Raw genomic sequence first — 13570 nt, 5'->3', positions numbered from 1 at the left:
GAATCCGCAGGAGGCTCACGCGAAACCCGTCGCCGGCCCGCGGAGCCGCTCTACTTCAAACCGGCCGCCACACGTCCCATCTGATCGAGGCCGACGTCGAACAGGCGCATGAAGAACGGAATCATGTTCGGGATCATCAGCTGCAGGAGCAGCATGCCGATCAGCATCGTGAGCGGAAAGCCGATCTGGAATACGCCGATTTGCGGCGCGGCGCGGTTCAGAATGCCGAGCGAGATATTGGTGATCAGAAGCGCGACGACCACCGGCAGCGACAGCAGCAGCCCCGCCGAAAACACGGTGCTGCCGAAATTCGCCAGCGTGCGCCAGCCGGGCGCGCCCAGAATGTTCGCCGACACCGGCACGGACTGAAACGTGGTCAGCAGCGCGCTGATCATTTGCAGATGGCCGTCGATCACCAGAAACACCAGCATCGCGATCGTGCTCATGTAGCTCGACAGCACCTGGCTCGAACTGCTCGCCTGCGCGTCGAAGAACGTCGCGAAACCGAGGCCCATGCCCAGACCGACAAAATCGCCGGTGGCGCTGATCGCCTGAAACACGATCTGCATCGTCATGCCGAGCGCGATGCCGATCAGGAACTGGTTGACGATGATCCACACGCCTTCGGCGGAAAACACCGTGACTTGCGGCAGTGCGCCCAGCGTGGGGGCGACGATGATCGTGATGAAGGCCGCGAGGCCGATCTTCACGCGCGTCGGCAGCGAACGGTTGCCGAGCACGGGGGCGGTCGCCACCAGCGCGAGAATCCGCACGAACGGCCACAGGAACGCCGTGAGCCAGGCGTTCAGTTGGGCGTAGGTGACGGAAAACATGACGCTGGGGAAGGGGGGACGCGACGGGCGTGGACCGGGGCCGCGCTCAGTTGACGAGCGACGGGATGTTGGTGAGCGTCTGGCGCAGGTAGTCGAGCATGGTCGTCAACATCCACGGACCGGCGATCACCATTGTGACGGCGATCGCGAGCAGCTTTGGAATGAACGACAGCGTGGTTTCGTTGATCTGCGTGGCGGCCTGGAACAGGCTCACCACCAGACCGACCACCAGCGCGACCAGCAGCAACGGCGCGGCAAGCAACAGGCCGACATACATGGCCTGGTGCGCGAGCGTCATGACGGATTCCTGATTCATGGCGTGGTACCGGAAGCGTGAAGGGTTGAGTGGCGTAACTCAGTGACGCCACTGAGTAAGCCGGTTAAACAAAGCTCTGCGCGAGCGAGCCGAGCAGCAATTGCCAGCCGTCGACCAGCACGAACAGCATCAGCTTGAAGGGCAGCGAGATGGTGGCGGGCGACACCATCATCATCCCCATCGACATCAGCACGCTCGCCACCACCATGTCGATGATGAGGAACGGGATGAAAATCGTGAAGCCGATCTGGAAACCCGTTTTCAGTTCGCTCGTCACGAACGACGGCACCAGCAGCGACAGCGGCACGTCTTCCGGACCTTGCATCGGCGCGGCGTGCGAGATGCGGGCGAACAGCGCGAGATCGCTTTCGCGGGTCTGGCGCAGCATGAATGTCTTGAATGGTGCGAGGCCGCGGTTGACGGCGGTTTCCATCGGCATCGAGCCGTCGGAGAACGGTTTGTAGCCGTCGTTATAAGCCTTGTCGAGCACGGGAGACATCACGAACAGCGTGAGGAACAGCGCGAGACCGACCAGCACCTGGTTAGGCGGCGTGGTGGTCGTGCCGAGCGCCTGGCGCAACAGCGACAACACGATGATGATGCGCGTGAAGCTCGTCATCATCAGCACCATCGCCGGCAGGAACGACAGCATCGTGAGCAGCAGCATCGTCTGCACGCTCAGCGAATAGGTCGTGCCGCCGTTCGGGCCCGGACTCGTATTGAAGGCCGGCAAGCCGGCGGCTTGTGCAAACGACAGCGTCGGCAGCGCGAGCATCAGCGCCGGTAAGGCGACTGGCGCGACACGGCGCAGGACGGCAACGACTTTCGAGGCGGCGCGGGACAGGCGAGCGGCGTGAACGTGACGCGCGGGTTGCGCTGATGGAAGACTGAACTGCATTACCGATCCCCGCTGCCCTGGCCATTGAAACGTTTGCCCACTTCGCCTTTCAAAGCATCGCGAAAGCGTTGACCGAAGGTGCCGGGCAACGCCGCCGCGGTACCCGATGCGCCTGGTGTAGCCGGTTGCGAGCCTGCGACCGGATCGAGCGCGACCGAACCGGCGGGCATCGTGTGCAGCAGGCGCACATTGCCGGGCGCCGTGCCGAGCACGAGCCATGTTTCGCCGATCTCCACCACCGCGACCCGCTCCTTGCCGCCGAGCGAGGCGCCGCCGATCGTTTTCACCAGACCGCCGCGATTGGCGGGCTGCAGGCCGAAGCGGCGCGCAAGCCATGCACAGGCGAACACCAGACCGATCACGACCAGCAGGCCGACGATGGTTTGCAGCACCGCGCCGACGCCGAGCGCCGGAACGGCCGTGCCCGCACCCACGCCCGACGCGATTTTCGCGGCGTTGTTGACCGCGTTCATGTCGGCCGCGTAGGCGGCTGATGGGGCGAGTGTCGTCACGGAGGTCAGGGCGAACATCAGCATCGAACTCGCCGCTGTTGTCGCGATGGTCGGCGTAAGCACGGCGCGACGGAGAACAGGGCGTGAGGCAAGTGACGCAGGTGACGCAATTGACGCATGCGATGGCCTGCGCAACGCGGCACGACCGGCGATGCATTTCATCGATTCAGCTTCCGGATACGTTCGGACGGCGTGATGATGTCGGTCAGACGGATACCGAACTTGTCGTTCACGACCACCACTTCGCCTTGAGCGATCAGGCAGCCGTTGACCAGCACGTCCATCGGTTCGCCTGCCATGCCGTCCAGTTCCACGACCGAACCTTGCGCGAGCTGCAGCAGGTTGCGGATCGCGATCTTGGTGCGGCCGAGTTCGACGGTCATCTGGACGGGGATGTCCAGAATCATGTCGATGTCGTTGCGCGTCGAGGTCGGTTCGACCTTCGAGAGCGGCTGGAACACGCCTGCGGTGGTCGCGCTGACTTCCGTGTTGTCGTTCTGCTCGGCCAGCGCGCTGGCCCAGTCGGCCATCGCCGCTTCGTCTTCGGCGCTGGTTGCGTCGGCGGCCACTTGCGGCTCGCCGGCGGCCAGTTCGGCCTCAGTCTTTGCGTTCACGTCACTCATATCCACCATCCTTCATCGTGTCGGCTGCGCTGATCATTTTCTGGACCCGCAACGCGTACTGACCATTGAAAATTCCGTAGCCGCACTCCATCACCGGCACGCCATCGACTTTCGCCGTGATGCGTTCGGGGATGTTGATCGGCAGAACATCGCCTTTGCGCATGTTCAGGATCTGTTCGAACGTGACCGGCACCTGTGCGAGGTCGGCGGTCAGTTCCACTTCTGCTGCCTGCACCTGCTGCGACAACACGCGGACCCAGCGGCGGTCGACTTCGAGCGCCTCGCCCTGGATCGGCGACGAGAGAATGTCGCGGATCGGCTCGATCATCGAATACGGCATGCAGATGTGCAGCGTGCCGCCCGTCGTGCCGAACTCGATCGAGAACTGCGTGACGATGACGATTTCGTTGGGCGTCGCCACGTTGGCGAACTGCGTATGCATTTCGGAGCGCACGAATTCGAACTGCAGCGGGCGCACGCTTTTCCACGACGCCGCGTAGTGCTCGAACGTGAGATTGAGCAGCTTCATGATGATGCGCTGCTCGGTTGCCGTGAAATCGCGACCCTCGACGCGGGTATGGAAACGCCCGTCGCCGCCGAACAGGTTGTCGACCACGAAGAACACCAGATTCGGATCGAACACGAACAGCGAGGTGCCGCGCAACGGCTTCACGTGGACCAGGTTCAGGTTGGTCGGGATCGGCAGGTTGCGGGTGAATTCGCTGTACTTCTGCACCTTCACCGGGCCGACGGAGATTTCCGCCGAGCGCCGCATGAAGTTGAAGATGCCGACGCGCAACAGACGCGCGAAGCGGTCGTTGATGATTTCGAGGCCGGGCATCCGGCCGCGGACGATGCGTTCCTGCGTCGCGATGTTGTACGGGCGTACGCCCGCACGGTCGGCCTGCTCGGTTTCCGAGTCGGACTCACCGGTGACGCCCTTGAGGAGGGCATCGACCTCCTCCTGGGACATGAACTCTTCGTGGCCCATTCCTTATTCCTCGTGCGTCCCGAAGCGGTTAATGATGGCAGCGCTTAGTAACGCCACTGAGAACGTCACTGAGAACATCACTGCACGACGAATTCGGTGAACAGCACGTCCTGGACGTGGATTGGCGCCGCGCCTTTGTCGGTCGGCTGTTCGATCAGCGTCTGGAGTTCGGTCGCCAGCGCGCGTTTGCCCTCGAGCGGCGCGAGTTCTTCCGGGTGTTTATTCGACAGTGCGAGGAGGATGCGGCTGCGCACTTCCGGCATATGGTCGGTGAGTTCCTGCTGGATTTTCGGGTCGGTGAGCTTGAGCGTCAGGCCGATCCGCAGGAAGTGTTGCTGACCGTCGTCCGATTGCAGGTTGACCGTCATCGATTCGAGCGGGAAGAAGATCGGCACGGGGAGTGGCGCCGGTGCGCTGGCGGTTGCCGCCGACGCCGGGGCCGGGGTGCGCTTGGACATGTAGAACCACACACCCGCGCCGGCGGCGCCTGCGGCGATGATCGCGATGAGGGCGATCAGGAGGATGCGCTTCAAGGGGCCCGGGGAAGCGGGCGCGGCTTGCTGGTTTGCGGTCGTGGTTGCCATGAGGTTTGCTTTGCTTGCCTTTAGTGCTGGTGATGGTGATTGTTGTTTATTTGCCTGCGGCGCGATGGGTCGAAAAGAAGGGTTATTGCGGGCTATCTCTTGTTTTTGCCTTTCAGGCGGGGGATTGGGATTTTTGCCTGTTCGGCGGTTGTTGGTTGTTTGGGTGTTTGCCTGCGGCGGTGGGTTTTTCTTGATCTGGCCTTGGTGCCTTTCCTTGAATTGTTAGTGGTCTATTAGCGTTCGCCCCTGTGCGGGGCAGGCACTCACTTCTCTTTGCCGCCGCAAAGAGAAGTAAGCAAGAGAAAGCGGCCCACACCGATCCTGCTAAGCGGGTCCCGCAGCTCGCAACGGGTAGTGGTGCATCTGGAATCTGTGTTCGTGCACCTGCATAGGCTAGTGACAAGGGCGTCATACTTCCGGCGGCGCTGCGCGCGCCGAAGCGTACTTCACAAAACCACCGCTACGTTTCGGCTCCTGCATTTGTGATCTCGCGTTCTGCTTCATAAAACTACCCACCACGTTTTGATGCTCGCGTTTCGCGACCGTGCAGTAACTCGTCATTGCACCGCCATCACAATTGCCACTGCCACTGCCACTGCCACTGCCACTGCCACCGTTACTGTTGCCGTTCCAATCGCAATCGCAATCGCAATCGCAATCGTGATCGTGATCGGGGTTGGGGTTGGGGTTGGAGTTGGAGTTGGAGTTGGGGGCGTGACCGTGGCGGTGATTGCGGCACACCGACAAATCAATTGAAGTGTGGGTTCCCTTATGAGTACGGAGGCGCGTCGCCGAGGCGAAGCCGATGGCTCCCACGACACTCAAACGAAGCCGCTGGTTTCCCATGCAGACCCGTCCGCGACGCACGCAGTGCGGAGTGGGAACTGATGAGTCCCTTGTCACACGCGAACGCAGGGGCGCGAGCACGGATTCCAGATGCACCACTACCCGTTGCAGGCTACGGTGCCCGCTTGGCATTAGCGGTGTGAGCCGCTTTCTTTGCCTACTTTCTTTGCGGCGGCAAAGAAAGTAGGTGCCTGCCCCGCACAGGGGCGAACGCTAATAGACCACTAGCAAATCAAGGAAAGGCACCAAATCCAGATCAAGGAAAGGCCGACGCCGCGGGCATACAGACAAGAACGCGCAGACAAGAGCGCACCGAGCAGGCACCCAGCTCAAGCAAGGCCCACCACCACAGCCAAACAGCCAAACAGCCAAACAAAAACAACAACCGCCGAACAGGCAAAAACCCCCGCTCAAGCAAACGTATCCACCAACCCCACAGTCCGCCGCACGGCAACACCAGCCACGCCGGAATCAGAATCAGAACCCGCCCCAGCGCCGCCGGCAAAACTCCCCGCGCTGCCCCCGCGCGCCCCTGAGCGCCCCGAGTCGGCACTCTGCTGCTGCCCGCCCTGCCGGGCAAACCCATCGCTAACACTGGCGCTCCCCAGCCCAATCCCATTGGACTCCATCGCCTCGCGAAGCTTCGGTAACGCCGCCTCGACAGCCTCCCGCACCTGCTGGTGCTGCGACACAAACAACGCATGCGCATGGTTGTCGGCAACCTGCAACACAACCTGCAGCGGCCCCAGATCCTTCGGATTCAAAGTCAGCTCGGCGCTTTGCGAATGCCCATTCGACAAAAACACCACCTTCTGGCTCAACGCGTCTTCCCAGTCCGTCGTGCCCACCTGCGGCGACAACGTATTCGCCACTTCGGCAGCACCGGCGTTACCGGTCGTCTGCACGGCCGCCGTCGTACTCGCGGCGCTCGCCGCAGCCTGGCCGGCTGCCAGTGCAGCCGTCGCGGCATCGGCCGCACTCTTGAAGGACGCCAGATTGTCAGCCTGCATACCACCGGCCGCCGTCGCGCTCAGCGCGTCAGCCGTAGCCTTCGCCGCCGCCGATGGGTCCGCCATCGTCATCGCCGCCGCCGTCAACGCGGTCTTGCCCGCGCTCGATCCCTTGCCGTCACCGAACAAACCGGCCGCAAGCGTCTTGCCGTCCGCGGTTCCGTTGAGTCCGTTGCTCGCGTCAGTGCCCAACCCGCTTGCCGCCGTCGCGGTGTTGGCCGCCGCGCCACTCGCCAGCGCTTGCGCCGGAACCACGCCTTGGCCCGCCAGCGCGGCCAAGGCTGCTTGCAAGGCGTCCTGCGCCGACTTCGCATCGGTCGCGCCCGTCTTTTTGCCCGTGGCGGTGCCCGTCGTGGCGTCCGTGCCCGTGCCGGGCAGCGTGGTCGCGGCGTCAGTCAGTGCCGCGGCGGGATCGGCGGTCGCCGGGTCGGTGGCGCTATTCGTGTTGGCCAGGGCTTGAGCTTGAGCCTGGGCTTGAGCCTGCGCTTGCGCCTGAGCGGCGGCCGCCGCCGCTGCCGTGCCCGCATCGGTCTGCGCGGCCGCGTTGCCGGACTTCGCGGGCGGCGCATCGGTCTGGCCGGTCGAAGCCTGCTGCGTATTACCAGACGACGCGGACGATGAAGCCGAAGACGACGAAGCTGACGAAGCCGACGAAGCCGACGAAGCCGACGAAGCCGACGAAGCCGACGACGACGCGGACGACGAATCGGATGAGGAAGCGCTCGTCGAACTGCTGTCGTCCGTGCTGCTGCTCGCGGCATCCGGGCTGTCTGTCGAAGCATCGGGCGGCGGCGGTGCGTCATGCACGCTCGACGAATCCGCCGAGGGCGCGGAGGACGCCGAATCCGCCGAGGGCGCGGAGGACGCCGAAGCCGCCGAAGACGCGGCGGACGCAGCCGAAAAGAACGACGACGCCTGCGGCTGGCTCGCACTCTGCGCGGCCGCGTTGATTTGCTGGTCGATGCTCTGCTGCAAGGTTTGCGAAAACGGCTTGGCATTCGCCGCCGCAGCCATGGCCGCGCTAGTGGATGTGCTGCTGGCGGAGCCGAGCAGTGAGCCGATCTGCGAAAGAAGCGACATAGGGAATCCTGTCAATCCGTCAAACGGGGTGTTCGGTCAATCGAGGCGGCGAAGAGGCGTGTCAGACGCCCTCGGCGCGCATCCTCAGAATGCGGGCGGCGTGTTCGTCGGAATCGCGCTGATCGCGCCGCGCCAAGGTTCTCGCTTCGGCTGCGTCGCCCCGCGCCTGCAGCACTTCATACGAGCCGAGCTTCTGTTTCTGGCGTTGCCAATCGGGCTTGGCAGCCTCGACCCGCGCATTGGCCGTCACCAGCAGGTTGCGCTGCTGTTCGATGGCGGCGTCGAGCGTGTCGATGAATGCCTGGAAATTGCGCATGTTGCCGGCGGGCATGCCAGTCTGAGCGGTCGCCGTGAAACGCGCGTGATATTCGTCGCGGTACTGCACCAGCGAATCAAGCTGCGACTGCACGTCGTTGCGCTCGCGCTGCGCGCGGCCCAGACGTTGTGCGGCGGCGTCCACATCGTCCTGAGCCAGGCCGATGAGTGTCTTGATCGGAAAGTGTTTCGCCATCGTCAGCCTCCTTGGGCAAACAGAGCGTCCAGCATTTCGAGACTCGGCTCAAAGTTCGCGCATTCACGAAAACCTTGCTGCAAAAACGCTTCCATCCGCGGATACAGCGCAATCGCGCGGTCCAGCAGCGCGTCGCGCCCGCTCGAATAGGCGCCGACGTTGATCAGGTCGCGGTTGCGCTGATAGCGCGACAGCATTTGCTTGAACATACGCGTTTTCTCGAGATGTCTATCGTCGATCAGCGCGGTCATTGCCCGGCTAATCGACGCTTCGATGTCGATCGCCGGATAGTGGCCGGCCTCGGCGAGCGAGCGCGACAGTACGATGTGGCCGTCGAGAATCGCGCGCGCGGAATCGGCGATCGGATCCTGCTGGTCGTCGCCTTCGGTCAGCACGGTGTAGAACGCGGTGATCGAGCCGCCGCCCGCCGGGCCGTTGCCGGTCCGCTCGACGAGCGCCGGCAGTTTGGCGAACACCGAAGGCGGATACCCCTTGGTGGCGGGCGGTTCGCCGACGGCGAGCGCGATTTCGCGCTGCGCCATTGCGTAGCGGGTCAGCGAATCCATCAGCAGCAGCACGTGCTTGCCCTGGTCGCGGAAATATTCGGCGAGCGAGGTCGAGTACGACGCGGCCTGCATCCGTAGCAGCGGCGAGACGTCGGCCGGCGCGGCGACGACGACCGAGCGCGCGAGACCTTCCTCGCCGAGAATCTGTTCGATGAATTCCTTCACTTCGCGGCCGCGTTCGCCGATCAGGCCGATCACGATCACCTCGGCGCTGGTGTAGCGCGCCATCGTGCCGAGCAGCACCGACTTACCGACGCCCGAACCGGCGAACAGGCCCATGCGCTGGCCGCGGCCGACGGTCAGGAGCGCGTTGATCGCGCGCACGCCGACGTCGAGCACCTTGTGAATCGGCTCGCGGTTCAGCGGATTGATGACCGGCGCGGACAGCGGCGCATCGGCATGCGCGCCGAGCGGGCCAAGGCCGTCGAGCGGACGGCCGGACGCGTCCAGCACGCGGCCGAGCAATTCCCAGCCGACCGGCAGGCGCTTGGCGCCCGCCATCGGATCGGCGATAGGCGCGCTTTCGAGCGGATACACGCGGGCGCCTGGAAGAAGGCCGATCACTTCGGTGGTCGGCATCAGAAACAGCTTGTCGCCGGAAAAACCGACGACTTCGGCTTCGGCCATCTGCAGAGAACTGCCGAACGGCAGTTCGATCATCACTTCGGCGCCCACCGACAGGCGCAGACCGACCGCCTCCAGCACCAGACCGGCGGCGCGCGTCAGACGTCCGCAAGCGCGCATCGGCTTGGCGATTGCGTTGCGGGCGCGCAGCGCGTCGAGCCGGCCGCGCCAGGCTTGCATGTGCGGATTGCTGTCGAGCGCGGGATCGTACGGAACAGGGGCGGGAGGGGGTGAAGCGGGTTTCGAAGAAGCGGCGGACTCGCGGCTCGCTGCGGCGGATTCACCTTTTGCCGCCGCGCCCTTCGCCGCGCCCTTCGCCGGGTTCCCGGCGCGCGGATGCCCGGTGCCCTGATCGCGCAGCGCGGCGTCGATGGCCGCGACGGCAGCCGCGGCGGGCGTCACCGCAGCCGGCACTTCCGCCAGCGCCTCGGCGCCGAACGACGCCAGCGCCAGCTCGCGTTCGAGCGGCGTCAGATCGCTGGCGCGGATCTCTTCGAGGGTCGGCTTCACCATGTGCTCACCTTGCCGAGTGCGGCGGCGACGCGCTCCCAGCGCGTGTCGATGCCGGCGTCGACCTCGCCGGTGCCGGCTTGCGCGCGGCAGCCGCCGCGCTCGACCGACGGATCGGTACGCACGGTCCAGCCGCGCGTTTGCAGTTCTTCCATCAGATAGGCTTCGACGACCGGCAGATCGGCGGGGCTGACGATCAGCGCAGGCGCACCGATCAGCGCCGGTTCGGTGGCCAGCACCTCGCGGGCGGCGGCAATCAGCGCGGTCGGATCGTGCTGCACGTGCTGGCGCACCACCTGTTGGGCGATGTCCAGCGCCAACGCGACCAGCGTCTCGGCGATCGCGCCTTGCGTGCCGTCGAGCGCCGCCTTGAAGGTTTCGGCCAGCGCGGCAAGGCGTGCCGCTTCTTCACGCGCTTCGCTCTGGCCCTGCGCGAAACCCTGGGCGTGACCTTGCTCGTAACCGGCCTGATAACCGAGCGCCTGTCCGGCCACGTGACCCGTCGCAACGCCCTGCGCATGCGCGGCGTCGCGCAGACGTTCGAGTTCGGCTTCGAACGCGCCGTCGTCGACTTCGGCCTCGGGCGGTGCGGGCGGCACCGGATCGAACGAGGCCATCTCCCAGCGCTGGTAGGCCGAGAGGCTCTCCTTCGCCGCGGAGTTCTGATCAGACATACGCATCTTCCGCCTTGCCGCCTAGAACGATCTGGCCGCTTTCCGCCAGATTGCGCACGATCTGCAGGATGCGGCGCTGCTGCGTCTCGACTTCGGAGACGCGGACCGGGCCGCGCGCATCGAGGTCTTCGGCGAGCAGTTCGGCCGCGCGTTGCGACATGTTCGACAGGAACTTCTGGCGCAGCGCGGGCGGCGCGCCCTTCAGCGAGATGATCAACGCCTCGGACTCGACTTCCTTCAGCAACAGCTGGATCGCGCGGTCTTCCAGATCGAGCAGGTTCTCGAACACGAACATCTGGTCAATGATCTTCTGTGCGAGTTCCGCGTCGTATTGGCGAACGTTCTCGATGACGCCTTCTTCATGGTTGCTCGACATGAAGTTGAGAATTTCGGCCGCCGTGCGGATGCCGCCCATCGGGCTGCGCTTGAGGTTGTCGCTGCCGGACAGGAGGCCCGTCAGCACGTCGTCGAGTTCGCGCAGCGCGGCCGGCTGGATGCCGTCGAGCGTGGCGATCCGCAGCAGCACGTCGTTGCGCAGACGCTCGGTGAAGCAGGCGACGATTTCCGACGCCTGATCGCGGTCCAGGTGAACGAGGATGGTCGCGATGATCTGCGGGTGCTCGTTCTTGATGAGCTCGGCCACCGCCGCGGAATCCATCCACTTGAGGCCTTCGATACCGCTGGTATCGCTGCCCTGCAGAATCCGGTCGATGATCGCGCCGGCCTTGTCGTCGCCGAGCGCCTTGGTCAGCACCGAACGGATGTAGTCGCTCGAATCGAGCGAAAGGGCGGTGTGCTTCTCGGCCTCGCGCACGAACTCCTGCAGAACCTCGTCGATCTGCTCGCGCGTGATGTTCTTCAGCGCGGCCATTGCCACGCCGATCTTCTGGACCTCACGCGGCCCGAGGAATTTGAACACCTGCGCGGCTTCTTCCTCGCCGATCGACATCAGCAGGAGCGCGCTCTTCATTACGCCTTCAGCGCTCATCGGTCACCCAGTTTTTCACGACGGTTGCAACGATCTTCGGATCCTGGCGCGCGATGTTGCGCGCGAATTCCAGATTCCGTTCGTATTTGTGTTTCGAGTTTTCCAGCGCGAGCAGTTCGCTGTCGCTTTCCAGTTCGGCGACGGCTGCCGCACTGGCGCGCTCGGCGGCGGGAATGCCGTCCAGCAGGACCGGCTCGTCCGGCGACGGCAGCGCTGCGGCGACGACCGGCTCCGGCGGCGGGAACGCGCGGCGCAGCGCCGGTTTCACCATCACGAAGTAGAGGAACAGGGCCACTGCGGCGATGCCGAGGTAGGTCGCGAGCTGTTTGGCGAGCGCGATCATGTCCGGCGTGCGCCACCACGGCAGGTCGGCGTCCGGGTCGACGTCGGCGGTGAACGCGCTGTTGACCACGTTGACCGAGTCGCCGCGCGCCGCGTCGAAGCCCATCGCGTCCTTCACCAGCTGATCGACCTGCGCGAGCTTGTCGGCTGTGACGGGTTGCATCGTCGCGTGGCCCTTGGCGTCGACCACGCGCAGATAGTTGACCACCACCGCCACCGAGAGACGCTTGATACCGCCCATCGGCCGCTCCAGATGCCGCACGGTCTTGTCGAGTTCGTAGTTGGTGGTCGAATCCTTGCGGTCGCTGACCGGTGTCGTGGTCACGCCGCTCGCGCCGTTGCTCGCCGTGATCGGCGCGGAAGCGGGCTGCGGCGGCTGGTTCGACAACGCACCCGGCACGCCCGAGGCCGCTGCTTGCGACATCTCGGTGGCGGTGCTCGTTTGCTGGCTGCGGATCGCCGCCTGCTGCGGGGTGCCGTTCGGGCCGTAGTTTTCCGAGGTCTGCTCGCTGCGCGAGAAGTCGATATCCGCACTGACCTGCGAATGCGCGTTGCCGGAGCCGAACAGGGGCGACAGGATCGCGTCGATGCGTTGCTGGGTGTTGCGCTCGATCTGCTGGCGGTACTTGAGTTGCGAGGCGTCCAGACCGCTGCCGGTGGACGGCTGCGTCAGCAGGTTGCCGTCCTGGTCGAGGATGGTCACGCCCTTCACCGGCATATCCGGCACCGCCGAGGACACCATATGGGTGATCGCCAGCACCTGGCCTTCGTCGAGCGCGCGGCCCGGGTAAAGGTTGACCAGCACGGAAGCAGACGGCGCTTCCTTGTCGCGCACGAACACCGAAGGCTTCGGAATGGCCAGATGCACGCGTGCCGACTTCACCGACGAAATCGACTCGACCGTGCGCTCCAGTTCGCCTTCCAGCGCGCGCTGGTAATTGATCTGCTCGGCGAACTGGCTGATGCCGAACTTCTGGTTGTCCATCAGCTCGAAGCCGACCGAGCCGCTCTTGGGCAGGCCTTGCGAAGCCAGACGCAGACGCATTTCATGCACCTGCTCGGCCGGCACGAGGATCGCGCCGCCGGCGTCGGAGAACTTGTAGGGGATGTTGGCCGCCTGCAGCGCAGTGATGATGGCGCCGCCGTCGCGGTCCGACAGGTTGCTGTAGAGCACCTTGTAGTCCGGTGCGCGCGACCACAGGAACAGACCCGCGACGATGGCGACCAGCAGCGCGACCGCGAAAATCAACGGCGCACGCGGGTTGCCGCGCATTTGCGCGAGCCCAGACAGACGCTGGCCGAAATTGCCGCCCAGGTTGCTCCCCAGGCCGCCGAGGTCCGCGCCGCCGCCGGCCTGGCCGGTGCCGGCAGCGCCGGCGCCCGGCTGCGCGCCGGCGAGGCCCATGCGGGCGTCGGGGTTGATCAAAGAGTTGGCTGACGAATCCATGCGTCGGGTATCTCCGGGATGCCTTTGCGTTCTGCCGCTTGGGCGCGCCGAGGGTCGGCGGGCGTGCGGACAGAGACTTTCACCATTGAAATTATCCGCAGCGCGGCTCAACCCGATTGCTTGAATAGAGCCGGGTTTTCCCCCTAGTTTCGGGGCTTTCCCGGATGACCCACTGCTATGCTTTCGTCCAGATCGGTACGGTTTCTGGCATGCCG

15 protein-coding genes are annotated in these 13570 nt (G+C 64.8%); 1 reads left to right on the top strand and 14 read right to left on the bottom strand.

Features of this window, described 5'->3' with window-relative positions:
- Positions 1-50 precede the first annotated feature (50 nt).
- From fliR to fliL, 7 genes are all read right to left on the bottom strand, one after another.
- Positions 51-833, bottom strand: a complete 783-nt coding sequence (gene fliR / locus DSC91_RS24965; RefSeq protein ID WP_115781313.1) for a flagellar biosynthetic protein FliR — start codon at positions 831-833, stop codon at positions 51-53.
- A 46-nt stretch (positions 834-879) separates the two neighbouring features.
- Positions 880-1149, bottom strand: a complete 270-nt coding sequence (gene fliQ, locus DSC91_RS24960) for a flagellar biosynthesis protein FliQ (RefSeq protein ID WP_093640874.1) — start codon at positions 1147-1149, stop codon at positions 880-882.
- A gap of 64 nt (positions 1150-1213) precedes the next feature.
- Positions 1214-2047 (bottom strand): flagellar type III secretion system pore protein FliP, encoded by an 834-nt coding sequence (gene fliP / locus DSC91_RS24955; protein ID WP_115781312.1) that lies wholly within the window; start codon positions 2045-2047, stop codon positions 1214-1216.
- Positions 2047-2583, bottom strand: coding sequence for a flagellar biosynthetic protein FliO (fliO, locus tag DSC91_RS24950; protein WP_115783488.1), 537 nt, complete (start codon positions 2581-2583; stop codon positions 2047-2049). The genes fliP and fliO overlap by 1 nt, the downstream gene beginning before the upstream one ends.
- A gap of 134 nt (positions 2584-2717) precedes the next feature.
- The gene (gene fliN / locus DSC91_RS24945; protein WP_115781311.1) at positions 2718-3182 is read right to left on the bottom strand and encodes a flagellar motor switch protein FliN; all 465 of its coding nucleotides are present in this window, start codon (positions 3180-3182) and stop codon (positions 2718-2720) included.
- Positions 3175-4173 (bottom strand): flagellar motor switch protein FliM, encoded by a 999-nt coding sequence (fliM, locus tag DSC91_RS24940; protein WP_115781310.1) that lies wholly within the window; start codon positions 4171-4173, stop codon positions 3175-3177. Before fliM ends, fliN begins: the two co-directional genes overlap by 8 nt.
- Positions 4174-4250: 77 nt before the next feature.
- Positions 4251-4757 (bottom strand): flagellar basal body-associated protein FliL, encoded by a 507-nt coding sequence (gene fliL / locus DSC91_RS24935; RefSeq protein ID WP_115781309.1) that lies wholly within the window; start codon positions 4755-4757, stop codon positions 4251-4253.
- A gap of 14 nt (positions 4758-4771) precedes the next feature.
- On the opposite strand from fliL, the gene DSC91_RS37615 reads away from it, so the two are divergent.
- Positions 4772-4951, top strand: a complete 180-nt coding sequence (locus tag DSC91_RS37615) for a hypothetical protein (RefSeq protein WP_162831457.1) — start codon at positions 4772-4774, stop codon at positions 4949-4951.
- 214 nt (positions 4952-5165) lie between these two features.
- On the opposite strand, the gene DSC91_RS37610 is transcribed toward DSC91_RS37615, so the two are convergent.
- The 7 genes from DSC91_RS37610 to fliF form a co-directional block, all read right to left on the bottom strand.
- Positions 5166-5603, bottom strand: a complete 438-nt coding sequence (locus DSC91_RS37610) for a hypothetical protein (RefSeq protein WP_162831422.1) — start codon at positions 5601-5603, stop codon at positions 5166-5168.
- A gap of 410 nt (positions 5604-6013) precedes the next feature.
- Positions 6014-7693, bottom strand: a complete 1680-nt coding sequence (locus DSC91_RS24925) for a flagellar hook-length control protein FliK (RefSeq protein WP_115781307.1) — start codon at positions 7691-7693, stop codon at positions 6014-6016.
- Positions 7694-7754: 61 nt separating this feature from the next.
- Positions 7755-8204 (bottom strand): flagellar export protein FliJ, encoded by a 450-nt coding sequence (gene fliJ / locus DSC91_RS24920; protein ID WP_115781306.1) that lies wholly within the window; start codon positions 8202-8204, stop codon positions 7755-7757.
- A gap of 2 nt (positions 8205-8206) precedes the next feature.
- Positions 8207-9907 (bottom strand): flagellar protein export ATPase FliI, encoded by a 1701-nt coding sequence (fliI, locus tag DSC91_RS24915; RefSeq protein WP_115781305.1) that lies wholly within the window; start codon positions 9905-9907, stop codon positions 8207-8209.
- Positions 9901-10584, bottom strand: a complete 684-nt coding sequence (gene fliH, locus DSC91_RS24910; RefSeq protein WP_175171946.1) for a flagellar assembly protein FliH — start codon at positions 10582-10584, stop codon at positions 9901-9903. Before fliH ends, fliI begins: the two co-directional genes overlap by 7 nt.
- Positions 10571-11566 carry a flagellar motor switch protein FliG gene (fliG, locus tag DSC91_RS24905; RefSeq protein WP_054040817.1) on the bottom strand — a complete coding sequence of 332 codons (996 nt, stop codon included), beginning with the start codon at positions 11564-11566 and terminating at the stop codon, positions 10571-10573. Before fliG ends, fliH begins: the two co-directional genes overlap by 14 nt.
- Positions 11556-13355 (bottom strand): flagellar basal-body MS-ring/collar protein FliF, encoded by a 1800-nt coding sequence (gene fliF, locus DSC91_RS24900; protein ID WP_115781303.1) that lies wholly within the window; start codon positions 13353-13355, stop codon positions 11556-11558. The genes fliG and fliF overlap by 11 nt, the downstream gene beginning before the upstream one ends.
- Positions 13356-13570 lie beyond the last annotated feature (215 nt).

This window comes from Paraburkholderia caffeinilytica, from assembly GCF_003368325.1.
GTDB classification, from domain to species: domain Bacteria; phylum Pseudomonadota; class Gammaproteobacteria; order Burkholderiales; family Burkholderiaceae; genus Paraburkholderia; species Paraburkholderia caffeinilytica.
The sequence above is the reverse complement of the archived record's forward strand: the minus strand, read 5'-3'. Positions and strand labels throughout refer to the sequence as shown.